Source organism: Mycobacterium shunyiense, from assembly GCF_058270035.1.
Genome location: NZ_JBZDPT010000011.1, coordinates 127278 through 152758 on the forward strand (window position 1 = coordinate 127278; position 25481 = coordinate 152758).

Below are 25481 nucleotides of genomic sequence, written 5' to 3' on the forward strand. Positions count from 1 at the left end.
AAACGCTGCACCCTGGATCGGACGAACTGTCTGGACCGCGTGGGCCGAAGACGATGACGCACATGATGCACTCCGAACGGAAGCACCAGCACCAGATGCCTGACACTCCAAACCCTCCGCTGGGCATTGCCACGTTCAACGTCAACGGAATCCGGGCGGCACGCCGTCGCGGCTTCGACGCCTGGCTCGCCGGGCGGGGGCTCGACGTGGTGGCCCTGCAGGAGTTGCGCTGCCCACGCGAGGAGGTCGGCGCGTTCGACGGTTATCGCGCGGCAATCGACTGCGGCTCGATCCCGGGCCGCAACGGTGTCGCGATCCTGACGCGCGAGGCACCGTCGGATGTGCGGACCTGGGTCTCGCATCCGCCGCGCAGCCGGGGCCTCGGGGCCCATGCGGGCGAGGGCCGGTACCTCGAGGTAGACCTCGCGGACGTTCCCCTCACCGTGGCGTGCCTCTACCTGCCGAAGGGCGGCCTACCCGCGCACTTGCAGCGGCCCGGCACCATGCGCGATACGCCTGACGGCGGCGCCAAGTACGACCGGAAGATGCGCTTCCTCGGAGCGTTCGCGCGCGAGCTGAGCCGGAACCGCCGGGCGGCGCTCGATGCGGGTCGCGAGTTCCTGCTGCTCGGAGACCTGAACCTCGCTCATCTTCCGCACGACGTGACCAATTGGCGGCCCGCACAGAAGATGGAGGGCTTTCTCCCCGAGGAACGCGCCTGGCTGGACAGACAGATCGGGCCGCGCACGCTTGTCGACGTGGTGCGGACGCTGCACGGCGACCGCCCCGGGCCGCTGTCCTGGTGGAGTTGGGCCGGCGAGTCGTTCGTCAAGGACGTGGGCTGGCGCATCGATCACCACCTGGCCACGCCGCGGCTGGCGCGGACCGCCGTGTCGGTGACCGTCGACAAGGAACCCGAACCCGGCGCGCGGCTGTCTGACCACGCGCCCGTCGTCGTGCGGTACGCCTTCGCCTGAGCCGCCGGTTACCGAGCCCCGCGCACACTGAGCAGCGTGAGGGCCGCAGCCACCTCGATCGGGTTGCCGAGCACGCCCGCGAGAGCTGACTCAGGCAAACTTCGGACATGGACGAGACGTCACGGGCCACGTACGCAGTCGACAGCGGCGACCCGCAATACGCCGGCACGATCTACACCCTGCACGAGCTCGATGACGGCTCGGTACTGGTGTCTCTCGAATACGCCGACGGCAGCGCCCTCGAAGCCGGCTACCTCTACGCGGAGGAGATCGACGGCCTCAGCGAGAGCGAGTTGCTCGCGGAGATCGACCAGGCGATCCGGGCCGCCGGCCTACCTGCGCGCGGCGATACCGTGACACCCAGCTGACAGAACCTCATGGGGACGAGGCGTCACCGCTGCATCTCCGCAGCGATCTCGTCGGCCGACACCGGCTGCCGATCCCACGCCTCCAGCGACACGCAGATCGATCGCTTTCCCGACCGTGGCTCATCGGAGTGGGTGTGTCCGTGGATCAACCACATCCCGAGGTTCGGCAACTGATATTGATCGAAGCTTCTGCGCGAGAGCCTGTCCGGAACGTCGACGTACGGGAAGTGGCTGAGCATCACGCCCTCTCCACCCACCTTCGTCCGCGCCACCTGCTGCACGCTCGCGAACACCGCGGCGTAGGCGGCGAAATGCTTCTGAGCGCCCCGGTACATCGGATGCACCGGATCGTGATTGCCGGTCACGAGGTGCATCGGTACGTGCAATGTGCTCAGCTGCGCCAGAGCTGATTCCATCGACGCCACCCCACCGGCGCAGATGTCACCGAGCACCCACAACGTGTCCTGTTTCGGATCGAGCCGGTACAGCGACGCCATCACCGCGGCGTCGTGCGCTGCCACCGTGTCGAACCCGCGCAAGCCCGCCAGCTTCGGGTGCGCGAGGTGCAGGTCGGCGGTGAAAAAATCCACACGCGGACGGTAGCGGGCCAGCCCGACACGTCGCGACCGGGTTTTGTCCCTCTGCTAGCGGTCGAACATGTCGCTGACGCGATCGAAGAAGCGATCCATGCGCTGTTCCAGTCGAGTCCCTTTCCCCCACTTCTCCCATGCGTAGATCAGACCGAATATGGCGGCGACGATCCCGAACACCAGAGCCGTGACAAGGACGGCCTCGACGGTTGTCGACATCGGAACATGATCTCCGACACCGTCGCTCAACACCATCCGCCGACCTGGTATCTGCGTCAGACTCCCTTGCTGCCGGGACCGGCACCCCCACCCGAATTGCCTTACTGACGCATCCGTCGGTGGGGCATGATGGCGCGATGAACTCGCGGTGGTGGAGGCTGTTCGATCGGACCCTGTACCAGCTGCGCTGGATCGGTCCGCCCGCATATCTGGGGCTTGCCCTCTACATGGGCTGGATCGGGATTGAGTTCATTTCGGACGCCACCCTATCCACCCAGCTACTCGGGTGGGGGTTTCTAGCGGTTGGTCTCTGGTCCTTGCGACAGTCCTACAAGGAGTTTCGGGAGGCCCGGGATGCCGAGCCGCCGGCGTGGCTACCCGACCTACCCGACCCGGACCAGGCCGATAGGCCCGCGTGGCGGCACCCGCTCACACCGGAGTTGCGGGAACAACTTCTGACGACGTTCGCCTTGCTGGTGGCTGCCGGGATCCTCGACCCTGACGAGATGCCCGATGAGGAGGTCGTCGAGTGCGCCGAACACATGGACGTGTTCGAAGACATGGGCATCTACTCCGTGATGAGGGTTCTGGAAATGCTGGGGGACGAACGGGACCCACCGCTTCGCCACCTGGCGTTCTTCACCACCCATGCGGAGTTCTACGAGGACGATGCCTTCGGGATCGTGCGCGAGTTTGCCCGCATCAGCGGATATGACGGTCCGTTGCGCCAGATCCGGTGCGATATGACCGGCGATTGGCAGAGTCCCAGCTTGACCCCCGTCCCTAACGCCGTCATCGAATTCGAGATGGGCAAGGCCCGATACTCGCTGCCCTTCACCACGTACGCCAAGTACCTGCCCGACGGGCTGATCGAACAATTGGCACCGATCTTCGCCCCCTCCGAAAGTATGGGACGTTTCTATGTCTCGTGGGTCGTCGACGATATGGACATCACATTCACAACCCCGGGGCAGATCGAGGAGTTCAACGCCGCCCTTGGACCGGAACCGTCCTGGGTGCCGATCTGATCGAGCGTGTCAGCCGGGCAACTAACTGCTAGCGCCGAATGGCCAGTTATCACACGCATTTTCGAGAATGGCGCGCGACAACTGGCCATTCGAAAGCGCTACGCCTCGGGCAACGGGAACGTCGCGTGCAACGACGTTCCGCCGACGCCGCTGCGCCTGCAGCTCGTCGCCGAGTCGCATCCAGGCCTCCGCCAAACACGGCCCCAGGACGGGGTTGTCCTCGGACGTAGATGGTCAACGATACCGGCGACGGTCCGCTCCTGGACCTAGCTGGTACGGCGGACGCTACCTGCTGAATTGCAGCTAGCCGGAATACCGAATAGGCGTCAGCGGTGAGGACATCAGCGCGCTCAAGAGCGACTGTTGATTCAGTCCAAAACGGGCGAACACCAAAGGAGAAGACCATGAAATCTGCAGCCAAATACGTCGCACCGTGGTTGGCCATCGCCGCAATCGGTGGCGCGATCGTTCTCGCGCCCATCGCCAGCGCCAACACCGATCCACTCGTGCCGTACGGCACCAACCCGCAGGTGCACTCCTCCCTCGGATACCACGTCTCGAATCACGACGAGGCGAACACCACGAACGGGCAGGTCGACCTGCCGTTCTGAGCGGCGTGACCGTCGGCGTCCCGCCCACGTTCTCGAGCATCTCCCTATCCAGCTGACCAGGGCGCGCAGACCGTTGCGCAGTCGTCGCCCTGGTCAGCTGAAAGGTGCTTGAACACACCGAGATTGACGACCGTAGAGGAAAGGCACATCATGACGCTCACACAAACTCCGACGCACGCCGCGAGCTGCGAGCCTGGCGGCCAAACACACACTGATGGCAGCCATCTCGTCGTCGATGCGCTCAAGTTGAACAACGTCGACACCATCTACGGATTGGTCGGCATTCCGATCACCGACCTGGCACGCACTGCACAGTCCTCAGGAATCCGCTACATCGGATTCCGCCACGAAAGCGATGCCGCCCATGCGGCGTCCGCCGCGGGGTTCCTCACGAGGAAACCCGGTGTGTGTCTGACCGTCTCCGGACCGGGGTTTCTCAACGGCCTGGTCGCACTGGCGAACGCAACGACGAACTGTTTCCCCGTCGTGCAGATTTCGGGCTCCAGCGAGCGCCACATCGTCGACCTCAAACGTGGTGACTACGAAGAACTCGACCAGATCGCCGCGGCGGAACGGTTCGCGAAAGCGGCCTATCGCGTCGACCGCGCCGAAGACATCGGCCGAGGGATTGCCCGCGCGATCCGCACCGCGATCTCGGGCCGGCCGGGAGGTGTGTATCTGGACATCCCGGCTGCCGTGCTGGGCGAGATCATCGATGCCGATCGGGGCGCTTCATCGCTGTGGCGCCTGGTCGACCCCGCTCCACGGCAGATTCCGGCACCGGACGCGGCGGTGCGCGCTGTCGGGCTGCTTGCCGACGCACAGCGACCGTTGGTAGTGCTGGGCAAGGGTGCGGCATACGCACAGGCGGACAACGAGATTCGACAGTTCCTCGAAGGCACCCACCTACCGTTCCTCCCGATGTCGATGGCCAAGGGCATACTCCCCGACGACCATCCTCAATGTGTTGCGACGGCGCGTTCGCTGGCGCTCCGCGAAGCGGATGTCATCCTTCTTGCCGGCGCCCGGCTGAACTGGCTACTCGGCCACGGTGAGGCGCCGCAGTGGAACCCTGATGCCAAGTTCATCCAGATCGACATCGAGGCCACCGAGTTCGACAGCAACCAGCCGATCGCCGCGCCGCTCGCGGGCGACATCGGCTCGGTGATGCAAGCGCTGACCGAACACAACCGCGGCAAGATCCGGGCACCCGAATCATGGCGACGGGAATTGGCGGCCAGATCAGCCCAGAACCGGGCCAGGATGTCGCAGCGACTCGACACCAATCTGCTGCCGATGGAGTTTTACGGCGCACTTCACACGATCCGCGACGTACTGCATTCATACCCCCTGGCATACGTGGTGAACGAAGGGGCGAACACACTCGACATCGCACGCAACGTCATCGATATGCGGCGCCCACGCCATCGCCTGGACAGCGGCACCTGGGGAGTCATGGGCATCGGCATGGGTTACGCGATCGCCGCGGCTGTCGAGACGGGCGATCCTGTGGTGGCGATCGAGGGCGACAGTGCCTTCGGATTCTCCGCCATGGAGTTGGAAACGATCTGCCGCTACGGACTTCCGATCGTCGTCGTGGTGTTCAACAACGGCGGGATCTACAAGGGCGACGAAGTCAACAGCGTCTCGGCCGATCCCGCACCAACCGCACTGACGGTCGGAACTCACCACGAAAAGCTCATCGAGGCGTTCGGCGGCGATGGCTACCGCGCCACCACCCCGGCCGAACTCAAGACGGCTCTCGACACGGCCCTGACCGCCAGGCGTCCGGCACTGATCGACTGCGTGATCGACCCGACCGCAGGTACCGAGAGCGGCCATCTGACAAACCTCAATCCCAGGGGCGTCGGACAAGCATGAGTTCGTCGCCGCCGTACGGACATTCGCGAGAAGCACAGACAGGACATCCTCATGAATCAACTACCTCTGGGTGGCATAAGAGTCATCGATTTCACCGGAGTGCAGGCAGGCCCGGCGTGTACCCAGATGATGGCGTGGTTGGGCGCCGAAGTGCTCAAGGTCGAGCGGCCTGACGGTGGCGATATCACCCGCCGGCAGCTGCGTGACCGCCCCGAGGTCGACTCGTTGTACTTCACACAGCTCAACAGCAACAAGCGCTCCTTGACCGTCAACACCAAAACGTCGGAAGGCAGAGCGGTGATGGAGCAGCTGATCCGTGGCGCCGACGTGCTCGTCGAGAACTTCGCCCCGGGGGCAATGGACCGAATGGGCCTGGGCTGGGAGCATATCCACGAGCTCAACCCCAGGCTGATCTTCGGTTCCATCAAAGGATTCAACGACGAATCCCCTTGGGCCGATCTGAAGACGTACGAGAGCGTCGCGCAGTGCGCCGGAGGCGCCGCCTCGACCACCGGATTCTGGGACGGCCCGCCGACGGTGAGCGGAGCCGCCGTCGGGGACAGCAATACTGGCATGCACTTGTTGATCGGCATATTCGCCGCACTGATGAGTCGGGCCAAAACCGGTGTGGGTCAGAAGGTTTCAGTGTCGATGCAAGATTCGGTGCTCAACCTGTGCCGGGTTAAGCTGCGTGACCAGATGCGGCTGGAGGAGCTGGGCTACCTCGAGGAATACCCGCAGTACCCACGCGGAACCTTCGGCGACACCGTGCCTCGCGGCGGGAACGCCAGCGGCGGAGGGCAGGCCGGCTGGATGCTGAAGTGCAAGGGTTGGGAGACAGACCCCAACGCATACTTGTATTTCACGATTCAGGAACAGAATTGGGCGCGCACATGCGCGGCAGTCGAGCACCCCGAGTGGGTCGACGACCCGGCATACTCCAGCGCGGCGGCCCGTCAACTGCACATCTTCGAGATCTTCGATGAGATCGAGACCTGGTTGTCCGACAAGACCAAATACGAAGCCCTCGAGATTCTCCATCGCTACGGGGTGCCGTGTGCGCCGGTGTTGAGCATGAAAGAAATCGCTCACGATCCCGCGCTCAGGAGCAGCGGCAGCATCGTAGAGGTGGCGCACAAGGAACGCGGTAGCTACTTGACCGTGGGCAGCCCGGTCAAGTTCTCCGGGTTTACCCCTGAGATCACCGCGTCGCCGTTGCTCGGCGAGCACACCGATGACATCTTGACTGATCTCGGATACGACTCGGACGCCATCGCCACCATGCACGCCAATGGTGTCGTGTGAACGCTCGTGCCGACCACGCCGGCGGCGCGGCCCCGGGCCCCTGTCAGCGACGAATCGTCACAACATGCAGCTGACGCAACCCTCCACCTCAGTGCCCTCCAAGGCCATCTGACGCAACCGGATGTAGTACAACGTCTTGATTCCCTTGCGCCAGGCGTAGATCTGCGCCTTGTTGACCTCGCGGGTGGTGGCGGTGTCCTTGAAGAACAACGTCAGGCTCAGCCCTTGGTCCACGTGCTGGGTGGCTGCGGCATAGGTGTCGATGATCTTTTCGTAGCCGATCTCGTACGCGTCCTGGTAGTACTCCAGGTTGTCGTTGGTCAGATACGGCGCCGGGTAGTAAACCCGACCGATCTTGCCTTCCTTGCGGATCTCGATCTTGCTCGCCACCGGGTGGATCGAGGATGTCGAGTGGTTGATGTACGAGATCGACCCGGTCGGCGGGACGGCCTGCAGGTTCTGGTTGTAGATTCCGTGCTTCTGCACCGACTCCTTCAACTGCTTCCAGTCGTCCTGCGTCGGGATGTGGATCTCCGCATCGGCGAAGATCTGCCGGACCTTGTCGGTGGCCGGCTCCCACACCTGATCGGTGTACTTGTCGAAGAACTCCCCCGACGCGTACTTCGAGTCCTCGAACCCACCGAAGCTCGTACCGCGTTCAATCGCAATCAGATTCGATGCCCGCAATGCGTGGAACAGCACGGTGTAGAAGTAGATGTTGGTGAAGTCGATGCCTTCTTCGGAGCCGTAGTGGATCCGCTCACGGGCCAGATACCCGTGCAGGTTCATCTGCCCCAGGCCGATCGCGTGCGAGCTGTTGTTGCCCTGCTCGATCGACGGCACCGACCAGATGTGGGTCTGATCGCTCACCGCGGTCAGGGCCCGGATCGCCACCTCGATGGACTGCGCGAAGTCCGGTGAATCCATGGTCTTGGCGATGTTCATCGACCCGAGGTTGCACGAGATGTCCTTGCCCACCTTGGAGTAGGACAGATCGTCGTTGAATTCCGAGGCGGTCGAGACCTGCAGGATCTCCGAGCACAGGTTGGAGTGGGTGATCTTGCCGGCGATCGGATTCGCCCGGTTCACCGTGTCCTCGTACATGATGTACGGGTAGCCCGACTCGAACTGCAGCTCGGCCAGCGTCTGGAAGAACTCGCGCGCCTTGATCTTCGTCTTGCGGATGCGCGCGTCGTCGACCATCTCGTAGTACTTCTCGGTCACCGAGATGTCGGCGAACGGGACGCCGTAGACCTTCTCGACGTCGTACGGCGAGAAGAGGTACATGTCCTCGTTCTTCTTGGCCAACTCGAAGGTGATGTCCGGGATCACGACACCGAGCGAGAGCGTCTTGATCCGGATCTTCTCGTCGGCGTTCTCACGCTTGGTGTCGAGGAACCGGTAGATGTCGGGGTGGTGCGCGTGCAGGTACACCGCACCGGCACCCTGGCGGGCGCCGAGCTGGTTGGCGTAGGAGAACGAGTCCTCCAGCAGCTTCATGATCGGGATTACGCCCGAGCTCTGGTTCTCGATGTTCTTGATCGGGGCGCCGTGCTCACGAATGTTGGTCAGCAGCAAGGCGACTCCGCCGCCGCGCTTGGACAGCTGCAGGGCCGAGTTGATCGAGCGCCCGATGGACTCCATGTTGTCCTCGATGCGCAGCAGGAAGCAGGACACCGGCTCGCCGCGCTGCTTCTTGCCCGAGTTGAGGAACGTCGGGGTGGCCGGCTGGAAGCGGCCGTCGATGATCTCGTCGACGAGCTTCTCTGCCAGCACCGTGTCACCGGCAGCCAGGGTCAGCGCCACCATGACGACGCGATCTTCGAAACGCTCGAGGTAGCGCTTCCCGTCGAAGGTCTTGAGCGTGTAGGAGGTGTAGTACTTGAACGCACCGAGGAAGGTCGGGAACCGGAACTTCTTGGCGTAGGCCCGATCGAGCAGGCTCTTGACGAAGTTGCGGCTGTACTGATCGAGCACCTCGCGCTCGTAGTACTCCTTCTCGATCAGGTAATCGAGCTTCTCGTCCTGACTATGGAAGAACACCGTGTTCTGGTTGACGTGCTGCAGGAAGTACTCCCGCGCAGCCCGCACATCCTTGTCGAACTGAATCTTGCCGTCGGCGTCGTACAGATTCAGCATCGCGTTGAGCGCGTGGTAATCAGTCTCTCCGGGCAGGGTGTGCCCGGGAGCGGTTACAGGCTCTGCAGCTGTGACGGTTGGTGGCACGTCTGGTCCTTCCAAAAGTCTTTCAACCCCGCACGGACAGCCTCGACATCGTCCGGGGTTCCCATGAGTTCGAAGCGATACAGGTACGGCACGCCGCATTTGCGCGAGACAACATTGCCCGCGTACGCGAACTCCGCACCGAAGTTGTTGTTGCCCGCGGCGATGACGCCGCGGATCAACGACCGGTTGTGTTCATTGTTCAGAAAGGCGATGACCTGCTTGGGGACGTAGCCACCGTTGTCGATGTCGGGAGTGGCACGGCCGCCACCGTAGGTGGGCAGGACCAGAACGTAGGGCTCGTCCACCTCGATGCGGCCATGCAGCGGGATCCGGGTGACGCGATCTTCGGGCCATCCCAGCTTCTGGACGAAGCGGTGGGTGTTCTCCGAGACGCTGGAGAAGTAGACGAGATGGCTCATTGTGTCCTCCGTCCTTCCCCCGTGGTGGTGATGCCTTCCGTTACGCGGTCGCCGCGACCGTGCTCAGTGCCTTGATCCGATCAGGACGGAAGCCCGACCAGTGGTCGTTACCGGCCACCACAACGGGGGCCTGCAGGTAACCGAGTGCCATGACGTAGTCACGGGCCTCGCTGTCGAGGGTGATGTCGACCTTCTCGAACTCGATGCCCTGCTTCTCCAACGCCTTGTAGGTGGCGTTGCACTGCACGCATGCGGGCTTGGTGTACACGGTGACGGTCATCTTCGGTACGGCTCCTCTTGCGGAAAGTGAAAAAACTAGACAGGTGACTGGCAACTGATCGGGTCTTACGTTTCGCTTAAGTTCAGCGACCTTCGGGCCGCCAAAATTCCTGCCGGTCGAAGCCGCTCTCCGGCTGGTCTTGAAACCGACTCGGCCGGATTCGCTGCGCTCCGGCCGGCTCCCGAACTGTGGTGGCCTGTCGGTCTCACAGACACTACACCTAGTGGCCGACAGTTCGAAGCCATACAACATGTTCTGAATAACATTTCTGAAATTCCCTGGTCGTAAGCTTGCCAGCAACCACGTTCACGGCGTGTCGTACCCGACTTGACAGACCGTGTCGCGCCGCGGCCCTAGATGTACCACCAGCCACCGACAAGTCTGGCCGCCACACAGCGCGAGGCCCCCCTAATAGCAAAGCCGCCGGCCGGGTCGGAACGACCCAGCCGGCGGCAAGATTTTGCCGGAAAGCGGCGCAAACGGCAAAACGCGAAGACGACCCCTCAACCAACCTCGGTTGTGAGCTTGCTCACAATGTCGCGCAGCGTCTCTGCCACCTCGGCGTTCTCCCTGGGGTGCTTACCGTCGAGCGATTTGGACGGCACCGACAGCTTCAGATCTTCGACCACGCGCGGCCCGGCGATGCCGAAGGATTTACGAGTCTCGTCGTGCGCCCACACACCGCCGTACTGCCCCAGCGCCGCCCCGACGACCGCCAGCGGCTTGTCCTTGAGCGCGCCGTTTCCGAACGGGCGCGACAGCCAATCGATGGCGTTCTTCAACACGCCGGGGATGCTGCCGTTGTATTCGGGGGTGACGACGAGCGCGGCGTCGGCGTCGCCGGCCGCCGCCCGCAGGGCCACCACCGGCTCGGCCACCTCGGCGGTGTCGATGTCCTCGTTGTAGAAGGGCAGCTCCCCCAGCCGATCAAAGATGCGCAGCTCCACTCCGTCGGGCGCCTGCTCCACCGCCAGTTCGGCGATCTGCCGGTTGACCGACGCCGCCCGCAAGCTCCCTACCAACACCAGCACCTTGATATCGGCCATGTTCACGCTCCTTCTATTCGACTCGCTCGATTCTCGCAACGATCAACCGGACTGTGGTCCGATTAATTCCGGCTGAGTTAAAGTTCAGTGGTGGCAGCCTCCGACCGCCCGACCCGGCTCATGGGCATCGACCCGGCGCCACAGGAACGCGGCCCAGGGCGTGTCGATGCCGCCCGGAACCGCGCCCTTATTCTCGACGCCGCGCGCCGGCTCATCGCCGAACGCGGCCCCGACGCGGTCAGTACCGACGATATCGCGGTCGAGGCCGGCGTCGGGAAGGGAACGGTGTTCCGCAGGTTCGGCAGCCGGGCCGGTCTGATGATGGTCCTGCTCGACGAGGACGAGACCGCCGAGCAGGACGCCTTCATGTTCGGCCCACCTCCGCTGGGCCCCGGCGCACCCCCGTTGGAACGGCTGCTGGCCTACGGCGCGGACCGCCTCCGATTCGTCCACAGTCATCGGGCGCTGCTGTCGGACGCCATCCGTGATCCCGCGCTGCGCTTCTCGGGCCCGTTCACGCTGCACCGCACCCACGTCCGAATGCTGCTCGAAACCGCCGGCACCACAGGTGATCTCGATGCCCAAACCGATGCCCTGATCGCACTTCTGAACCCCGATTACCTGGAGCACCAACTGTCCGCCGGGCGCAGCCTCGACCACCTGACGACTGCCTGGCAGGACACCGCCCGCAAGTTGTGTGGCCACTAGCACCATGACCGCCTGGGTGCTGCATGTCGACCTGGACCAGTTTCTGGCCTCGGTCGAGTTGCGGCGCCACCCTGAACTCCAAGGCCTGCCGGTCATCGTCGGCGGCAGCGGCGATCCCACCGAACCCCGCAAGGTGGTCACCTGCGCGTCATACGAGGCGCGTGAATTCGGGGTGCACGCCGGGATGCCGCTGCGCACCGCGGCGCGCAGGTGCCCGGACGCCACCTTCCTGCCGTCGGACCCCGATGCCTACGACGCGGCCTCCGAACAGGTCATGGGTCTGCTGCGCGATCTCGGCCACCCGCTGGAGGTGTGGGGCTGGGACGAGGCCTATCTGGGCGCCGACGTCAACGACCCGGTCGAGTTGGCCGAGCGGATCCGCACGGTGATCGCCGCCGAGACCGGTTTGTCCTGCTCGGTGGGTATCAGCGACAACAAGCAACGCGCGAAGGTGGCGACCGGCCTGGCCAAACCTGCGGGCGTCTACCTGCTCACCGAGGCCAACTGGATGTCGGTGATGGGTGACCGTCCGACCGATGCGCTGTGGGGTGTCGGCCCCAAGACCACCAAAAAGCTTGCCGCGCTGGGCATCACCACGGTGGCGGATCTGGCCGCCACCGATGCCACAGTGCTCACCTCGGCCTTCGGGCCCAGTACCGGGCTGTGGATCCTGTTGCTGGCCAAGGGCGGCGGCGATACCGAGGTGAGCTCCGAGCCCTGGGTTCCACGGTCACGCAGCCACGTCATCACCTTCGCCGAGGACCTCACCGAGCGCGGTGAGATGGACGACGCGATCCGCGAGTTGACCCGGCGGACCCTCGACGAGGTGGTGGAGCAGGGCCGAATCGTCACTCGAGTGGCCGTCACGGTGCGTACCAGCACCTTCTACACCCGCACCAAGATCCGCAAGCTGGCCACACCGAGCACCGACGCCGACGCGATCACCGACACCGCGCTGGCGGTATTCGACCAGTTCGAGCTGGACCGACCGATCCGGCTGTTGGGTGTTCGGCTGGAACTGTCCATGGACGGGATTCCCACCGGCCCGGTTGTCACAGCAGACCAATAGCCTCGAACCCATGCTGCAGACCATCGCTGTTCGGGGCTACCGCTCGCTGCGGGAGGTGATCCTGCCGCTGACCGAGCTCACCGTGGTCACCGGCGCCAACGGCACCGGAAAGTCCTCCATCTATCGGGCGCTGAGGCTACTGGCGGACTGTGGGCGGGGCCAGGTGATCGGCTCACTGGCCCGCGAGGGCGGCCTGCAGTCGGTCTTGTGGGCGGGCCCCGAACAACCGAACGAGCAGACCCAGGGCACTGTCCGGACCCGCCCGGTTTCACTCGAACTCGGCTTCTCCGCAGACGATTTCGGTTACCTGGTGGATCTGGGCCTGCCGCAGATGGCCGGGTCGGGTGGCGAGCCGTCAGCTTTCGCCCAGGATCCCGAGATCAAACGTGAGGTGGTCTTCGCCGGGCCGGTGCTGCGTCCGGCCTCGACGCTGGTGAGCCGCACCCGTGAGTACGCCGAGGTGGCCGCGCAATCGGGCCGGGGTTTCGATGAGCTGACCCGCTCGTTGCCTTCCTACCGCAGCGTGCTCGCCGAATACGCACACCCGGACGCGCTGCCGGAACTGTCGGCCGTCTCGGACCGGTTGCGTGACTGGCGGTTCTACGACGGGTTCCGGGTCGATGCCGCCGCACCTGCCCGCCAACCCCATGTGGGTACGCGCACCCCGGTGCTCTCCGACGACGGCTCGGATCTGGCCGCGGCGGTTCAGACGATCATCGAGACGACTTTCGACGATCTGGCCCGTGCAGTGGCCGACGCTTTCGACGGGGCCACCATCTCCGTGGCGGTCAACGACGGGCTGTTCGATCTGCAGTTGCGTCAGCGCGGCATGCTGCGGCCGTTACGTGCTGCCGAATTATCGGACGGCACACTGCGTTTCCTACTCTGGGCAACAGCACTGGCCAGCCCCCGTCCCCCGTCACTCATGGTGCTCAACGAGCCGGAGACCTCGCTGCATCCCGATCTGGTCCGGCCGCTGGCCGCCCTCATCACGTCCGCAGCCAAACAGTCCCAGGTGGTCGTGGTGACGCATTCGCGCGCTCTACTGGACTTCCTGGAGACCACGCCGGCGGCCGATGAGCAGCGGAGCACCGCGATCGAGATAGAGCTCTACAAGCAATGGGGTGAGACGAAGGTGGACGGGTTCGGCATGCTCAACACCCCCTCGTGGCACTGGGGAAAACGCTAGCGCTGCACGGACTTCGGCCGTAGTGCTCGACTGAAGAGCACATTGACCTGCCGCATGGCCACACTGTAGGGCCACCACGCGATGCGCTTGAAGGCGTACAGGGCGCGGATGTCGACCGACGTGTAGATCAAAAACCGGTTGCGCGTCATCCCGGCCAGGATCTTGTCGGCCGCCTTCTCCGCCGAGATGGCGTGGCCGGCGAACCGGTCCACCCATTTCTGCACGTTCGGATCTTCCCGGTCCACACCGGCGATCTGAACCGTCTGGACCAGACCGGTTTTCACCGCTCCCGGCACCACCACCGACACCCCGATCCGATGCCGCGCCAGGTCGAAACGCAGCACTTCACTCAGTCCGCGCAGCCCGTACTTGCTCGCGCTGTATGCGCTGTGCCAGGGCAACGCCACGATGCCGGCGGCAGAGGACACGTTCACCAGGTGCCCGCCGCGGCGAGCCTGCACCATCGGCGGCAGGAAAGTCTCGATCACGTGGATCGGACCCATCAGGTTGACGTCGATCATCGAGCGCCAGTGTTGGTGGGTGAGTTGGTCGACGGTCCCCCAGGCCGATACCCCGGCGATGTTCATGACCACGTCCATCGACGCATGTGCGGCGTGGATGTCGGCGCCGAATGCCGCCACCTGGTCGTAGTCGGAGATGTCCAGCGCTCTGTGCGCGGGCACCTCGGCGCCGAGCGCCTTGGCGTCGGCGACGGTCTGGGCCAACCCGACCTCATCGCGGTCGGTCAGGTACAACTCGGCACCCCGGGCCGCCAGAGCAAGGGCGGTAGCCCGTCCGATGCCGCTGGCTGCGCCGGTGATCAAGCACTTTTTCCCCGAAAAGTCCGCCCGGGCGTTACCCGCGGTATCACTCCCCATAGCGGTGACCTTACCTGTGGCGCTAAGCGTCCTGGCCGCCCCACAGTGCGTTGAGCCACAGTCGCTCGACCACGTCGAGCGCACGGGCCGGGTCGGTTCCCCGCCCGACGAAGGCGGAGTCGTGCGAAAGCGTCATCGCCGTGGTCGCGACCAGGGTGCGGACCAGGGCTGGGAGGTCGTCCGAGATCGGACGGGCACCGGCGTCTTGTTCGACCAGGCCCACGATCTGGTCGATCACGGCGTCCTCGTAGTCGTTCATCAAGTCCCGGATCTGGGCGTCGGTGTTCTGCGCGACGGTGCAGGCCGACATGATCGGATCGTTGGTGGCGAACACGGTGGCCGCGCTTCCGACCATCCGCTTGGCGAAGGCGGCAGGAGTTTCACCGGCGTCGCGGGGCGCGTAGTTGTGGGTCAACGCGGCGAGTTGTTCCATCGCGTCGGACACGATCACTGCCAGCACCGCGTACTTCGAATCGAAGTAGAAGTAGAAGCCCGACCGGGCCACCCCGGCGCGTTCACTGATGGTGCTCACCGACAAATCGGCGAACGACTGCTCCTCGAGCAGTTCCCGCACAGCCGTCACGATGGCCTCGCGTTGCCGGTCACCACGGCTGCGACGGGCCTGCGGACGCCCGGTGGAGCCATTGCTGCTCCCCGGTATCGATTCGGCGGTCATGGCATTAGACCTTTGCATCCACGACGCGCCAGTTCAAAACTTGACATGCGTCAAGTCTGACAGTCAGGATGGCCTCAAGTGGTGACATCGACCACACTTCGTCGGACTTTGTTGGTCAGGAGCGGCCCATGACAACCATCAGCACCCCGCATTACCTGCTCGATCAGGCCAAGCGTCGGTTCACCCCGACGCCCAACACGTTGCCGGGAATGGGCGCGCTGGAAAAGCGCCTCAAGGCCAAGGAGTGGGACCAGTTCGTCTTCGCCGAACCGCCCGCCGGCAGCGGCCTCAAGCCGATCATGGGCGACTCCGGTTTGCCGATCATCGGCCACATGATCGAGATCTTCCGTGGCGGTCCCGACTTCATCCTGGAGCAGTACCGCAAGAACGGCCCGCTCTACTACGCGCAGTCCCCCGCCCTGTCCTCGGTGATGGCGCTCGGTCCCGACGCCACCCAGGCGGTCTTCTCCAACCGCAACAAGGATTTCTCCCAGCGGGCCTGGGATCCGGTGATCGGCCCGTTCTTCGAAGGCGGCCTGATGTTGCTCGACTTCGACGAGCACATGTTCCATCGCCGGATCATGCAGGAGGCGTTCACCCGCACCAGGCTGACCGGCTACATCTCGCACATCGACTCGGTCGCCTCGGCCGTGTTGGCGAATGACTGGGTGGCCAACGACCCTCGGTTCCTGTTCCACCCGGCGATCAAGGAACTCACGCTCGACATCGCCTCCGAGGTGTTCATGGGCGTCCCCGCGGGCACCGACCGCGCGCTGGTCACCACGATCAACAACGCGTTCACCACCACCACGCGGGCGGGCAACGCGATCGTGCGGACGTCGGTGCCGCCGCTGAAATGGTGGCGCGGCATCCAGGCCCGCAAGACCCTCGAGGACTACTTCGCCAGCCGCATCGGCGAGAAGCGCCAGTCGGAGAGCACCGACATGTTCAGCGTGCTGTGTCACTCCGCCGACGAGGACGGCCAGACCTTCACCGACGACCAGATCATCAGCCACATGATCTTCCTCATGATGGCCGCGCATGACACGTCCACCTCGACGATGACGACAATGGCCTATCACCTGGCGGCCAATCCCGAATGGCAGGAACGCCTGCGCGACGACTCCGCGCGCATCGGTGACGGACCGCTGGACTTCGAGACGCTGGACAAGCTGGAAACCTACGACCTGGTGATCAACGAGTCACTGCGGATGATGACGCCGCTGCCGTTCAACTTCCGCGAGGCCGTGCGCGACACCGAGCTGCTGGGCTACTTCATCCCGGCCGGCACGAGCGTGGTCACGTGGCCGTCGATCAACCACCGGCTGCCTGAGCTGTGGACCGACCCGGACAAGTTCGACCCGGACCGCTTCGCCGAGCCGCGCAGCGAGCACAAGAGTCACCGGTATGCGTTCGCGCCGTTCGGTGGCGGCGCCCACAAGTGCATCGGCATGGTGTTCGGCCAGTTGGAGATCAAGACCGTGATGCACCGGCTGCTGCGCCGCTACAAGCTGGAGCTCGCCAGCCCGGGCTATCAGCCGCGCTACGACTACGGCGGCATGCCGGTCCCGATCGACGGCATGCCGATCGTGCTGCGCCCGCTGCACTGAGGCATTTCGACGGCCCGTTGGCCAGTTGTTGCACGCGTCCGACGTATCGCCGTGCAATAACTGGCCATTCGGCGTTCCAGGCGTCTAACGTCGCGACATGACCGCCGACGAAGTCAAGGAGGCATCGACGCCACGCGCGACCGATCGCGCCGGCGATACCTCGCCGTTCGCCCTCGGATTGCTGCTGAGGCGGGCCCACTGGCATGCGTCGGCCGTGATGTCGGAGGCACTTGCACCCCTCGGCATCGAGATGCGCCATTTCGCGGTCCTGCTCGAGCTCGTCAATCACGGCCCGACAGAACAACGGGATCTCGTAGAGGCCACCGGGTCCGACAAGTCGGCGATCATGCGAGTCATCGACGACCTGGAACACAAGGGCCTGGCGGTGCGCAAACCGGTTCCGGGTGACCGGCGGGTGCGGGCGGTTGAGGTCACCCCGAAAGGCCTGGAGCTTTTCGATGCCGCACATGTGGCGGCACGGCCGCTGGCCGAACGCCTGGTCGCCGCGATGCCGCCAGGCGACGTCGACCAACTGAAAGAACTCCTCATCCGGCTGAGCCCGCCACCGGAGCCGTAGTCAACCTCACGCAACCACACCGGGAATAATTCGTGCCAATATCGTCTTGAATGAGATAGTCGCAAACGCGACAATCTATCCGGGAGGCACGCCATGATTGACGTCTACGACGCGGTCACCAGCCGACGGGCGGTACGCGGATTCACTGATCAGCCCGTCCCCACCGAGGTTCTACAGCGTGTGCTGACGGCAGCCGCCTGGTCACCGTCCGGCTCGAACATCCAGCCCTGGCACATCTACGTGGTAACCGGAGCTCCGCTGGCCGAGCTCAAGAAACGGGCCACTGAACGCGTGGCCAACGGCGAGCCCTGGGACGAGCGGGAGTACGAGATGTACCCCACCGACATGAAAGCGCTCTACGGCGACCGTCGCGCGGCCTTCGGCAAGGAGCGCTACAGCGCCCTCGGCATTGTCCGCGACGACTGGGATGGCCGCCAACGCGCCGCGATCGCCAACTGGGACTGCTTCGGCGCGCCGGCCGCGCTGTTCTGCTACATCGACCGTGATCTGGGCCCCGCACAGTGGGCGGATCTCGGGATGTACCTGCAGACCGTCATGCTGCTGCTACGTGCCGAAGGACTTCACAGCTGTCCTCAGATGGCGTGGTCTCAAGTCCGCGGCACCGTCGCCGACGTCCTGTCCCCTCCGCCTGAACTAATCCTGTTCTGCGGCATGTCCATTGGCTATGAGGACCCCACCGTCCCCTACGTTCGGACAGGCCGCGCGCCACTGGACGAAACGGTCACCGTCGTCGACGGCTAATTCGCTCAGGCCGCCATCAGCCGATTGGCGCACGCGATCACCGCGGACAGGGCCGACTGCACCGGGTCGTCGGACAGTCCCACGGCCCATCGGCGGTGCAGGCCGTCGCAGCCTTCGATGAAGGTGGCGGTCTGTCCCGCGGCGGGCAGTTGGTGAAACGAGGTGGTCTCGACGCTGACGCCGCGGTCATGCAGCATCGCGGTCAGTGCCGCCACCGGCCCACTGGCCGCCATGGTCGAGGTGGCGATTTCGTCGCCGATGGCAAGCGTCGCCCGGTAGCTGCGGGCCTGCGGGCCGAGGCGACTGCCTGTCGAGCGCTCATCGGCGCAACTGAAGTGCCCTAGTCGCAGTGGGCCCGCCGACGGCGAATATTCGCCCAGGAACTGCTCCCAGGATGTCGACTCGCCCGCGTCGCGGAGGTCACGCGGCAACGGGGTGGAGAAGTGGGCCGAGAATGACATCGGATCACCCGATTGCGGTGCCTGTGAAGTGAGATACATGTGCCGGTCTTCTCTTGCTCAGAGGAAGTGACCGACGAAGTAGCGAACGACCCACAGCGGGGGGTCGGTCTGATCAGACCCCGCTGCGGGTTGCTACTACAAGTCGCCTTGGCACGTTGGCGATGCTAGACGCACCCTGTCCGGTCACGCAAACACTTTCCGACTACGTAGTCTCGGCGGGGTGGATGGCTCATGAGCGTCGGTGAGATCGTCCTGCTCGTGGTGGCCGGTATCGGCGGCGGACTCACCGGCAGCATCGCGGGGCTGGCCTCGGTGGCCACCTATCCCGCTCTCCTGCTGATCGGATTGCCTCCGGTCACCGCGAATGTGACCAACACCGTGGCGTTGGTGTTCAACGGCGTGGGTTCGGTGCTGGGGTCCCGGCCCGAACTGGCCGGGCAGCGAGCCTGGATCAAGCGGATCATCCCGATCGCCATTGCCGGCGGGGCGGTCGGCGCGGCACTGCTGCTGTGCACCCCAGCCGAGGGCTTCGAGAGGGTGGTCCCGTTCCTGCTGGCGTTCGCGTCGGTGGCGATCCTGCTGCCGCGTGGTCGTCAGCGGGAGACGCGGGTGGCCAACCATCGCGACCATCGGATCAAGGTCGCCCTGGAAGCCGGGGCGATCTTCTTGATCACGATCTACGGCGGCTATTTCGGCGCGGCGGCCGGCGTGCTGCTGCTGGCCCTGCTGCTCCGTACCGGAGGTGCGTCGCTGGCACATGCCAATGCCGCCAAGAACGTGATCCTCGGTGTCGCCAATGCGGTTGCTGCGGTCGCGTTCATCGTGGTGGCGCCGGTGTACTGGCCGGCGGTGGTGCCGTTGGGCGCCGGGTGTCTGATCGGCTCACGGCTGGGCCCGGTGATCGTGCGGCATGCGCCGGCCACCCCGCTGCGGTTCCTGATCGGCGCGGCGGGCGTGGCCCTTGCCGTCAAGCTCGCGCTGGACACGTACTGATTTTCTAGCGCGAGCAGGCACGTAGGTACGCGAGAACGCGCAATTCCGGGTACCGCCGCGTCTGCTCGCCGAAGAAGCTCAGCCGAACGGGTTGTCCCCCTTGGCGACCCGCGTTCCCAGGGTCAGCAGGTTCTCCGCCGAAGCGTGCAGTTGTTCACCGGCGTCACGGCTGGCCCGGCCTGCCAGGTATCGCGACCAGGTGCCCTCGATGACGATCCCGAGTTTGAAACAGGCCAGCGCCACATACCAATCCAGCCGGTCGGTCTGTCGGCCTCCGGCCGCCCGGTACGCCTCGATCAGTTCACTGCGGTGAGCCAGTCCGCCGAGCGCGGCCAGTGCCGAGCCCGCGTTGATCGGATTGGGATCGTCGGGCCAGCACACGAGCATCCACCCGAGATCGAGCAGCGGATCGCCGATCGTGCACATCTCCCAATCGATGAACGCAGCCAGTTCAGGGGTCTCCCGGCGCAGCAGGACGTTGTTGAGATGCGCGTCGCCGTGCATGATCCCGGGTTCGGCGTCGGACGGGCGGTTGTCCTCCAGCCACTGCGCCAGATCACCCACGCCCGTCAACGACTCGGGTGAGTAGTGCTCGTGGCGGTAGCTGTCGAGCAGTCCCAGGAACTGCGGAACCTGGCGGGCCAGAAATGATCCCGGCCGGCGGATCGCGGCGAGCTCGCTGTTCTCCCAGGCGACATTGCCCAGCTCCGCCAGACTCCCGGCGTAGGACAGCCCGACCCGATAGCGCAGGTCGGCGTCGTCGCGGTAGGCGTCACTCACCTCTGTGCCGGGGTTGAACCCGTCGACCTCTTCCATCAGGTAGAACACCACGCCGATCACGTCGAGATCGGTGCAGGCGGCGATGAATCCCGGATGCGGTACCGCCGATCCGGCCAGCGTCCGCAGTACGGCGATCTCCCGCAGCATGGTCTTGTCGCTCGTCGGGCGTGGGTGTAATGGAGGGCGCCGCAAGACCATTCGACGACCGTCGACGCACATGCCCACCACGATGTTCTGGGTTCCGCCGGTCAGCGGGGCCACGTCGGTCAGCGTCGTGCCGATCCGCTGCTCTCGCAGCCAGCGCCCGATGGCGTCTTGATCGGCAGCACTGAGCGTCGGTAATTCCTGTACGTCGTCGGGCATGCAGCCATGGTGCCAGCTGCCCGCTCCGGTCAGTGCGTATTCGCCACCGTCAGCAGGTATTCCCACGGCATCGCCGAACCGGTGAGGAACCTGTCCCCGAGCGCAGCGATCTCCGCGTCCAGTGCCGCGACCCGGTCGGCGTCGGCGGCGATGGCCCGGTAGGCCGAAATCGTCGGACCGTAGTTGGCCTTGAAGTGGTCGCGGAACGCGGCGCCGTCTGGGAACAACACGACGTCCAGTTCCCGCCTTTCACAGGTCAACTCGCCGACCTGTTCGCCCAGCAGTGCGCGCAGGTACTGCTCGTCGCCCCACCGCGGCGGCGGGGACACACCGGCAGGCGGCGCGGGCACGTACGGCTTCATAGTGGCGAACAACTGGCCGATGAATCCCTCTGGCGTCCAGGAGATCAGGCCGATCCGTCCGCCCGGGCGCGTCACGCGCAGCAGTTCATCCGCGGCCTGCTGATGGTGCGGGGCGAACATCACCCCGATACAAGAAAGGACCGTGTCGAACGAATCGTCGGCATAGGGCAATGCCTCGGCGTTGCCTTCGGCCCAGTCGATGGTCAACCCGGCCTCCGCAGTCAACCGGCGTCCCTCTTCGACAAGTTCCGGACAAAGGTCGCTGGCAGTCACCCGCGCGCCTGTCGCAGCGGCGGGGATGGCGACGTTGCCGGTCCCCGCGGCCACGTCGAGTACGCGGTCACCGGGCCCGATGCCACTGGCGTCGACCAGGACAGGCCCCAGTGGACGCACGATGTTCGCGGCGATCGCTGCGTAGTCACCCAGCGCCCACAGCGCCCGGTGTTTGGCCTCAAGTTCCCTGTCGGTGGTCGTGATGTTCATGGCGGGCTCCTCTCGCGGCGTGGCTTCATCGTCATCCCATCCGGCCCGGACATTCCAGTACCAGATCTGTAGCGGACCGGGTTCTGGATCTGTACTGGCTTCGACGCTCCGACAGCGGTGTACTTAGAAAGCTGCGTACTGTCCGGGGAGGAAGACCGCCGATGTCGACGTATGGCCAGTTCTGTCCAGTGGCCAAGGCCATGGAATTGCTCGATGAACGCTGGACCTTGCTGGTGGTCCGGGAACTGCTGCGAGGCAGCGCGCACTTCAACGACCTGCGTCGCGGTGTGCCGAAGATGTCTCCTGCGCTGTTGTCCAAGCGGCTGAAGTCGCTGACCCGCGCCGGGGTAATCGAGCGTTCCGAGATAGAAGGGCGGACGAGCTATTCGCTGACCCCGTGCGGGCAGGAACTCGCCGGTGTGGTCGACGCGCTCGGCTCGTGGGGCGTGCGGTGGATCGGTGAACTCGGCGAGCAGGATCTCGACCCGCACCTGCTGATGTGGGACATGCGCCGCACCATTCCCATCGAAGAGTGGCCGCGGTCGCGCACCACGATCGCGTTCGTCCTCGACGGAGTGGCGCCCAAGGCCTCGAGGTGGTGGCTGACGGTGAACGACGGGCAGGCCGACGTGTGCGATTTCGACCCCGGCTACGAGGTCGCCGGGACCGTGCAGACCGACCTGCGCACGCTGGTCGAGATCTGGCGCGGCGATGTCGGCTGGGCCCGCGCGGTACTCGACGGCAGTGTCGCGTTGTCGGGTTCCGCCGACGTACGCCGGGCCATCCCGAGATGGCTGGGCCAGAGCACGGCCGCGGCGATTCCCCGGCCGGCCTGAGCCATCAGTCCAGGATGCGACGGGCGACGTTGGTGGTGACCAGGTCCAGGAGTTCGTCGGCGCGCCCAGCCAGAATGGTGCGAATTGCATAGAGCGAGAAGCCCTTTGCCTGTTCGACGGTGATCGCCGGCGGTATCGACAGCTCCTGACGTGCGGTATGCACGTCGACGAGCGCGGGGCCGTCATGAGCGAAGGCGTCGGTCAGGGCCCGTTCCAACTCACCCGGTTCGGTGACACGGCGGCCGAACATGCCCATGGCCTGGGCCACCGCGGCGAAGTCCGGGTTGACCAGGTCGGTGCCGAACGTGACGATGCCCGCGGCCTTCATCTCCAGCTCGACGAAGTTCAGCGACGAGTTGTTGAACACGATCAGCTTCACCGGCAGCTTGTTCTGGCTCAGCGTGACAAGCTCGCCGAACAACATGGTCAGTCCACCGTCCCCGGCCAAGGCCACCACCTGCCGGCCCGGGAACGCGGTCTGCGCACCGATGGCGTGCGGCAGCGCGTTGGCCATGGTGCCGTGGTTGAAAGAACCGATCAGCCTGCGCCGGCCGTTCATGGTCACGTACCGGGCCGCCCACACCACCGGTGACCCGACGTCACAGGTGAACACCGCATCCTCGGAGGCCAACCGGTTGGCCAGTGCAGCAACATATTCCGGGCGGATCGGGGTCTTGTCACGATCGTTGACGGCCAACGAGTCGAGCGTGGCGCGGGTCTTGCGGTAGTGGCGTAGCGACCGGTCGAGGTGCTCGCGAGTGGTCTTGGGTCGCAACAGCGGTTGCAGTGCAGCCAGGGTGTCGGCGACACTGCCGCGCAGCCCGAGATCGATCGGGGTGCGCCGGCCGAGATTGCGGCCGCGGATGTCGACCTGGATGACGGTGGCGGCCTCGGGATAGAACTGCTGATAGGGAAAGTCCGTGCCAAGCATCAACAGCGTGTCGGCCTCTTTGATGGCCTTGTACCCGGAGGCGAAACCGAGCAGCCCCGTCATGCCGACGTCGAACGGGTTGTCGTACTCGATGAATTCCTTGCCGCGCAACGCATGGACGATCGGCGCCTGCAGCGTGGCGGCCAGCTCGATCAGGGCATCATGCGAACCGGCCACGCCCGCGCCGCCCAGGATCGTGACGCGCTCTGCGGCGTTGAGAATGTCGGCGGCTCGACGCACCGACTCGTCATCGGGACGCACGATCGATCTTGTCGGCCGCACCGGGCAGGTCGCCCAGGCGGTCTCCCCCGTGCGCTGCAGGAAGATCTCGCCGGGGATGACGACGACGGCGACCCCGTTGTCCTCGACGGCCGCTCGCATCGCCATCTCCAGGATGCGCGGCGCCATCTCGGGGGTGCTGACCAGTTCGCAGTAGACGCTGCACTCGCGGAAGAGGTCCTGCGGGTGGGTTTCCTGGAAGTACTCCGACCCGATCTCGGTGCGTGGGATGTGGGCGGCGATGGCCAGCACCGGGACCCGGCTGCGCTGGGCGTCGAACAGCCCGTTGATCAAGTGCAGATTGCCCGGGCCGCAACTGCCCGCACACACCGCCAGCTGGCCGGTCAGCGCGGCGTCGGCGGCCGCGGCGAACGCGGCGGTCTCCTCGTGGCGGACGTGCTGCCAGCTGATCTCGCCGCTGCGCCGGATGGCGTCGGTGAATCCGTTGAGACTGTCACCGGGAAGTCCGTAGACCCGCCGTACCCCGCTCAACGACAGTGCGGAGATGACTTGGTCTGCGATCGTCGCCATGACGCCTCCCGGTATGCGATTCCCGGCGTGATCGGTGACGCTGAGCGCCATCGATCACGCCGGAATTCACTCTACTTGGGGGCGAAGCGCTGGCCGGCGTCCAAGCGCAGGCACTGGCCGTTGAGCATCGGGTTCTCGGCGATCGCCACGGCGAGCTTGGCGTACTCCTCGGGCTTGCCCAGACGCTTGGGGAACGCGGCGTCCTTGGTGAGCACCGCGGCGAACTCGTCGGGGATACCTTCGGTCAGGCCGGTGGCGAACAGGCTCGGTGCAATGGCGAGCACGCGGATACCCAGGCTGCCCAGGTCGCGCGCCATGGTCAGGCACATCCCGGCGATGGCAGCCTTGGACGCGGTGTAGGCGACCTGGCCGATCTGGCCCTCGAACGCCGCGATGGAGGCGGTGTTGATGATGACGCCGCGCTCTTCGGCCTCTTCGTCGACGGGTTCGTTCTTGCTCATGTGCCAGGCGGCGAGCCGGCTGATGTTGAACGTGCCGATCAGGTTGAGGTCAATGGTGGAGCGGAACGAATCCAGGCTGTGCGGACCGTCCTTCTTGATGGTGCGCTCGCCGATGCCGCCACCTGCGGTGGTCACGATGATGTGCAGACCACCCAGTGCCGCGACAGCCTCTTCCAGCACCTTCTCGGTGCCGTCGAAGTCGGTGACGTCGACCGCGAAGAACGAACCGCCGATCGCGTCGGCCACTTCCTGGCCCTTGGACTGCGGCCGGTCCAGTACAGCCACGCTGGCGCCGCGCTTGGCCAGTGCCTCAGCGGTCGCGCGGCCGAAGCCCGACGCGCCGCCGACGACGATAGCCTTCTTGCCTTCGATCTCCATCTAGCTTCCTTTCCAAAAATGACCGAAATCGTAAAGCAACCTATCCCATCAACCCTTCCCGTAAGCCTTTCGGGTTCGATGTGCTGGTTCCCTGGGCCACCCTTTGCACCGCGAGCGTGCGGGTTTGTCCCCCGACACGCCGCATTTCGTCGACGCGCGCCGCACGTTCGCCGTCGTTGACCGTGCGTAAATCCCTCGACGCCG

At 65.1% G+C, this 25481-nt stretch carries 27 protein-coding genes; 14 read left to right on the forward strand and 13 right to left on the reverse strand.

Going from position 1 to position 25481, the window contains the following annotated elements:
* Nucleotides 1-95: 95 nt before the first annotated feature.
* Together AC4ELS_RS09410 and AC4ELS_RS09415 are read left to right on the forward strand one after the other, a co-directional pair.
* Nucleotides 96-977: an exodeoxyribonuclease III gene (locus AC4ELS_RS09410; RefSeq protein ID WP_499046870.1), complete on the forward strand. Its 882-nt coding sequence runs from the start codon at nucleotides 96-98 to the stop codon at nucleotides 975-977.
* Between the two features lie 107 nt (nucleotides 978-1084).
* Nucleotides 1085-1345 (forward strand): hypothetical protein, encoded by a 261-nt coding sequence (locus AC4ELS_RS09415; RefSeq protein WP_499046872.1) that lies wholly within the window; start codon nucleotides 1085-1087, stop codon nucleotides 1343-1345.
* 23 nt (nucleotides 1346-1368) lie between these two features.
* On the opposite strand, the gene AC4ELS_RS09420 is transcribed toward AC4ELS_RS09415, so the two are convergent.
* Nucleotides 1369-1935 carry a metallophosphoesterase family protein gene (locus AC4ELS_RS09420; protein WP_499046874.1) on the reverse strand — a complete coding sequence of 189 codons (567 nt, stop codon included), beginning with the start codon at nucleotides 1933-1935 and terminating at the stop codon, nucleotides 1369-1371.
* Nucleotides 1936-1989: 54 nt separating this feature from the next.
* Nucleotides 1990-2154 carry a hypothetical protein gene (locus AC4ELS_RS09425; RefSeq protein ID WP_463790187.1) on the reverse strand — a complete coding sequence of 55 codons (165 nt, stop codon included), beginning with the start codon at nucleotides 2152-2154 and terminating at the stop codon, nucleotides 1990-1992.
* 137 nt (nucleotides 2155-2291) lie between these two features.
* On the opposite strand from AC4ELS_RS09425, the gene AC4ELS_RS09430 reads away from it, so the two are divergent.
* The 4 genes from AC4ELS_RS09430 to frc all read left to right on the forward strand — a co-directional run bounded on the left by AC4ELS_RS09430 (nucleotide 2292) and on the right by frc (nucleotide 6979).
* A complete protein-coding gene (locus tag AC4ELS_RS09430; RefSeq protein ID WP_499046876.1) occupies nucleotides 2292-3182 on the forward strand; it encodes a hypothetical protein in 891 nt (296 codons plus the stop codon).
* Nucleotides 3183-3586: 404 nt separating this feature from the next.
* Nucleotides 3587-3793, forward strand: coding sequence for a hypothetical protein (locus AC4ELS_RS09435; protein ID WP_064959191.1), 207 nt, complete (start codon nucleotides 3587-3589; stop codon nucleotides 3791-3793).
* A gap of 150 nt (nucleotides 3794-3943) precedes the next feature.
* The gene (oxc, locus tag AC4ELS_RS09440; protein ID WP_499046878.1) at nucleotides 3944-5674 is read left to right on the forward strand and encodes an oxalyl-CoA decarboxylase; all 1731 of its coding nucleotides are present in this window, start codon (nucleotides 3944-3946) and stop codon (nucleotides 5672-5674) included.
* Between the two features lie 51 nt (nucleotides 5675-5725).
* On the forward strand, nucleotides 5726-6979 hold the full coding sequence (gene frc / locus AC4ELS_RS09445; RefSeq protein WP_499046881.1) for a formyl-CoA transferase: 1254 nt from the start codon (nucleotides 5726-5728) through the stop codon (nucleotides 6977-6979).
* A 57-nt stretch (nucleotides 6980-7036) separates the two neighbouring features.
* Here the strand turns inward: frc and nrdE are convergent, their stop codons facing one another.
* From nrdE to AC4ELS_RS09465, 4 genes are all read right to left on the reverse strand, one after another.
* Nucleotides 7037-9205: a class 1b ribonucleoside-diphosphate reductase subunit alpha gene (nrdE, locus tag AC4ELS_RS09450; RefSeq protein ID WP_448448650.1), complete on the reverse strand. Its 2169-nt coding sequence runs from the start codon at nucleotides 9203-9205 to the stop codon at nucleotides 7037-7039.
* On the reverse strand, nucleotides 9172-9624 hold the full coding sequence (gene nrdI / locus AC4ELS_RS09455; RefSeq protein ID WP_055112586.1) for a class Ib ribonucleoside-diphosphate reductase assembly flavoprotein NrdI: 453 nt from the start codon (nucleotides 9622-9624) through the stop codon (nucleotides 9172-9174). Before nrdI ends, nrdE begins: the two co-directional genes overlap by 34 nt.
* A 40-nt stretch (nucleotides 9625-9664) precedes the next feature.
* Nucleotides 9665-9904 (reverse strand): redoxin NrdH, encoded by a 240-nt coding sequence (locus AC4ELS_RS09460; protein WP_055112584.1) that lies wholly within the window; start codon nucleotides 9902-9904, stop codon nucleotides 9665-9667.
* Nucleotides 9905-10407: 503 nt separating this feature from the next.
* Entirely contained in the window at nucleotides 10408-10950 is a 543-nt protein-coding gene (locus AC4ELS_RS09465; RefSeq protein ID WP_055119915.1) for an NAD(P)H-dependent oxidoreductase, read from the reverse strand.
* A gap of 90 nt (nucleotides 10951-11040) precedes the next feature.
* Between AC4ELS_RS09465 and AC4ELS_RS09470 the strand changes: the two genes are divergently transcribed.
* The 3 genes from AC4ELS_RS09470 to AC4ELS_RS09480 are packed head-to-tail and all read left to right on the forward strand — an operon-like array spanning nucleotide 11041 to nucleotide 13916.
* A complete protein-coding gene (locus tag AC4ELS_RS09470) occupies nucleotides 11041-11658 on the forward strand; it encodes a TetR/AcrR family transcriptional regulator (protein WP_082941589.1) in 618 nt (205 codons plus the stop codon).
* Nucleotides 11659-11662: 4 nt separating this feature from the next.
* Nucleotides 11663-12727: a DNA polymerase IV gene (locus tag AC4ELS_RS09475; RefSeq protein WP_499046883.1), complete on the forward strand. Its 1065-nt coding sequence runs from the start codon at nucleotides 11663-11665 to the stop codon at nucleotides 12725-12727.
* A gap of 10 nt (nucleotides 12728-12737) precedes the next feature.
* Nucleotides 12738-13916, forward strand: a complete 1179-nt coding sequence (locus AC4ELS_RS09480) for an AAA family ATPase (protein ID WP_064880786.1) — start codon at nucleotides 12738-12740, stop codon at nucleotides 13914-13916.
* Here the strand turns inward: AC4ELS_RS09480 and AC4ELS_RS09485 are convergent.
* Entirely contained in the window at nucleotides 13913-14794 is an 882-nt protein-coding gene (locus AC4ELS_RS09485) for an SDR family oxidoreductase (protein WP_064880788.1), read from the reverse strand. The genes AC4ELS_RS09480 and AC4ELS_RS09485 overlap by 4 nt on opposite strands.
* Before the next feature lie 22 nt (nucleotides 14795-14816).
* On the reverse strand, nucleotides 14817-15470 hold the full coding sequence (locus AC4ELS_RS09490) for a TetR/AcrR family transcriptional regulator (RefSeq protein WP_055112575.1): 654 nt from the start codon (nucleotides 15468-15470) through the stop codon (nucleotides 14817-14819).
* A gap of 128 nt (nucleotides 15471-15598) precedes the next feature.
* Here AC4ELS_RS09490 and AC4ELS_RS09495 point away from each other — a divergent pair, with 128 nt between their 5' ends.
* The 3 genes from AC4ELS_RS09495 to AC4ELS_RS09505 all read left to right on the forward strand — a co-directional run bounded on the left by AC4ELS_RS09495 (nucleotide 15599) and on the right by AC4ELS_RS09505 (nucleotide 18419).
* Complete coding sequence (locus AC4ELS_RS09495) at nucleotides 15599-17080, forward strand: cytochrome P450 (protein ID WP_448448645.1); 1482 nt, start codon at nucleotides 15599-15601, stop codon at nucleotides 17078-17080.
* Between the two features lie 97 nt (nucleotides 17081-17177).
* Entirely contained in the window at nucleotides 17178-17657 is a 480-nt protein-coding gene (locus AC4ELS_RS09500; protein WP_064959198.1) for a MarR family winged helix-turn-helix transcriptional regulator, read from the forward strand.
* A 96-nt stretch (nucleotides 17658-17753) separates the two neighbouring features.
* Nucleotides 17754-18419 (forward strand): nitroreductase, encoded by a 666-nt coding sequence (locus tag AC4ELS_RS09505; protein WP_207549048.1) that lies wholly within the window; start codon nucleotides 17754-17756, stop codon nucleotides 18417-18419.
* Between the two features lie 5 nt (nucleotides 18420-18424).
* On the opposite strand, the gene AC4ELS_RS09510 is transcribed toward AC4ELS_RS09505, so the two are convergent.
* Entirely contained in the window at nucleotides 18425-18880 is a 456-nt protein-coding gene (locus AC4ELS_RS09510) for a 2-isopropylmalate synthase (RefSeq protein ID WP_254358765.1), read from the reverse strand.
* Between the two features lie 231 nt (nucleotides 18881-19111).
* Between AC4ELS_RS09510 and AC4ELS_RS09515 the strand changes: the two genes are divergently transcribed.
* The gene (locus AC4ELS_RS09515; protein ID WP_064880798.1) at nucleotides 19112-19873 is read left to right on the forward strand and encodes a sulfite exporter TauE/SafE family protein; all 762 of its coding nucleotides are present in this window, start codon (nucleotides 19112-19114) and stop codon (nucleotides 19871-19873) included.
* Nucleotides 19874-19951: 78 nt separating this feature from the next.
* Here the strand turns inward: AC4ELS_RS09515 and AC4ELS_RS09520 are convergent, their stop codons facing one another.
* Nucleotides 19952-21016, reverse strand: a complete 1065-nt coding sequence (locus AC4ELS_RS09520) for a phosphotransferase family protein (protein ID WP_448448643.1) — start codon at nucleotides 21014-21016, stop codon at nucleotides 19952-19954.
* 29 nt (nucleotides 21017-21045) lie between these two features.
* Complete coding sequence (locus AC4ELS_RS09525; protein WP_448448641.1) at nucleotides 21046-21861, reverse strand: class I SAM-dependent methyltransferase; 816 nt, start codon at nucleotides 21859-21861, stop codon at nucleotides 21046-21048.
* 161 nt (nucleotides 21862-22022) lie between these two features.
* Here AC4ELS_RS09525 and AC4ELS_RS09530 point away from each other — a divergent pair, with 161 nt between their 5' ends.
* On the forward strand, nucleotides 22023-22697 hold the full coding sequence (locus tag AC4ELS_RS09530; protein ID WP_064959203.1) for a winged helix-turn-helix transcriptional regulator: 675 nt from the start codon (nucleotides 22023-22025) through the stop codon (nucleotides 22695-22697).
* Nucleotides 22698-22701: 4 nt separating this feature from the next.
* On the opposite strand, the gene poxB is transcribed toward AC4ELS_RS09530, so the two are convergent.
* The gene (poxB, locus tag AC4ELS_RS09535) at nucleotides 22702-24438 is read right to left on the reverse strand and encodes a ubiquinone-dependent pyruvate dehydrogenase (protein ID WP_448448640.1); all 1737 of its coding nucleotides are present in this window, start codon (nucleotides 24436-24438) and stop codon (nucleotides 22702-22704) included.
* A gap of 71 nt (nucleotides 24439-24509) precedes the next feature.
* Nucleotides 24510-25277 carry an SDR family NAD(P)-dependent oxidoreductase gene (locus AC4ELS_RS09540; RefSeq protein WP_055112536.1) on the reverse strand — a complete coding sequence of 256 codons (768 nt, stop codon included), beginning with the start codon at nucleotides 25275-25277 and terminating at the stop codon, nucleotides 24510-24512.
* Nucleotides 25278-25481: the final 204 nt, after the last annotated feature.

Coding starts and splice junctions, on each gene's coding strand:
- AC4ELS_RS09475 (WP_499046883.1), top strand. CDS start 11,663: ATGACCGCCTGGGTGCTGCATGTCGACCTGGACCAGTTTCTGGCCTCG.
- AC4ELS_RS09530 (WP_064959203.1), top strand. CDS start 22,023: ATGTCGACGTATGGCCAGTTCTGTCCAGTGGCCAAGGCCATGGAATTG.
- AC4ELS_RS09485 (WP_064880788.1), bottom strand. CDS start 14,794: ATGGGGAGTGATACCGCGGGTAACGCCCGGGCGGACTTTTCGGGGAAA.
- AC4ELS_RS09465 (WP_055119915.1), bottom strand. CDS start 10,950: ATGGCCGATATCAAGGTGCTGGTGTTGGTAGGGAGCTTGCGGGCGGCG.
- AC4ELS_RS09540 (WP_055112536.1), bottom strand. CDS start 25,277: ATGGAGATCGAAGGCAAGAAGGCTATCGTCGTCGGCGGCGCGTCGGGC.
- AC4ELS_RS09510 (WP_254358765.1), bottom strand. CDS start 18,880: ATGTCATTCTCGGCCCACTTCTCCACCCCGTTGCCGCGTGACCTCCGC.
- AC4ELS_RS09415 (WP_499046872.1), top strand. CDS start 1,085: ATGGACGAGACGTCACGGGCCACGTACGCAGTCGACAGCGGCGACCCG.
- oxc (WP_499046878.1), top strand. CDS start 3,944: ATGACGCTCACACAAACTCCGACGCACGCCGCGAGCTGCGAGCCTGGC.
- AC4ELS_RS09425 (WP_463790187.1), bottom strand. CDS start 2,154: ATGTCGACAACCGTCGAGGCCGTCCTTGTCACGGCTCTGGTGTTCGGG.
- AC4ELS_RS09500 (WP_064959198.1), top strand. CDS start 17,178: ATGACCGCCGACGAAGTCAAGGAGGCATCGACGCCACGCGCGACCGAT.
- poxB (WP_448448640.1), bottom strand. CDS start 24,438: ATGGCGACGATCGCAGACCAAGTCATCTCCGCACTGTCGTTGAGCGGG.
- AC4ELS_RS09495 (WP_448448645.1), top strand. CDS start 15,599: ATGACAACCATCAGCACCCCGCATTACCTGCTCGATCAGGCCAAGCGT.
- AC4ELS_RS09520 (WP_448448643.1), bottom strand. CDS start 21,016: ATGCCCGACGACGTACAGGAATTACCGACGCTCAGTGCTGCCGATCAA.
- AC4ELS_RS09515 (WP_064880798.1), top strand. CDS start 19,112: ATGAGCGTCGGTGAGATCGTCCTGCTCGTGGTGGCCGGTATCGGCGGC.
- nrdI (WP_055112586.1), bottom strand. CDS start 9,624: ATGAGCCATCTCGTCTACTTCTCCAGCGTCTCGGAGAACACCCACCGC.
- AC4ELS_RS09410 (WP_499046870.1), top strand. CDS start 96: ATGCCTGACACTCCAAACCCTCCGCTGGGCATTGCCACGTTCAACGTC.
- AC4ELS_RS09480 (WP_064880786.1), top strand. CDS start 12,738: ATGCTGCAGACCATCGCTGTTCGGGGCTACCGCTCGCTGCGGGAGGTG.
- AC4ELS_RS09430 (WP_499046876.1), top strand. CDS start 2,292: ATGAACTCGCGGTGGTGGAGGCTGTTCGATCGGACCCTGTACCAGCTG.
- AC4ELS_RS09525 (WP_448448641.1), bottom strand. CDS start 21,861: ATGAACATCACGACCACCGACAGGGAACTTGAGGCCAAACACCGGGCG.
- frc (WP_499046881.1), top strand. CDS start 5,726: ATGAATCAACTACCTCTGGGTGGCATAAGAGTCATCGATTTCACCGGA.
- AC4ELS_RS09460 (WP_055112584.1), bottom strand. CDS start 9,904: ATGACCGTCACCGTGTACACCAAGCCCGCATGCGTGCAGTGCAACGCC.
- AC4ELS_RS09490 (WP_055112575.1), bottom strand. CDS start 15,470: ATGACCGCCGAATCGATACCGGGGAGCAGCAATGGCTCCACCGGGCGT.
- AC4ELS_RS09435 (WP_064959191.1), top strand. CDS start 3,587: ATGAAATCTGCAGCCAAATACGTCGCACCGTGGTTGGCCATCGCCGCA.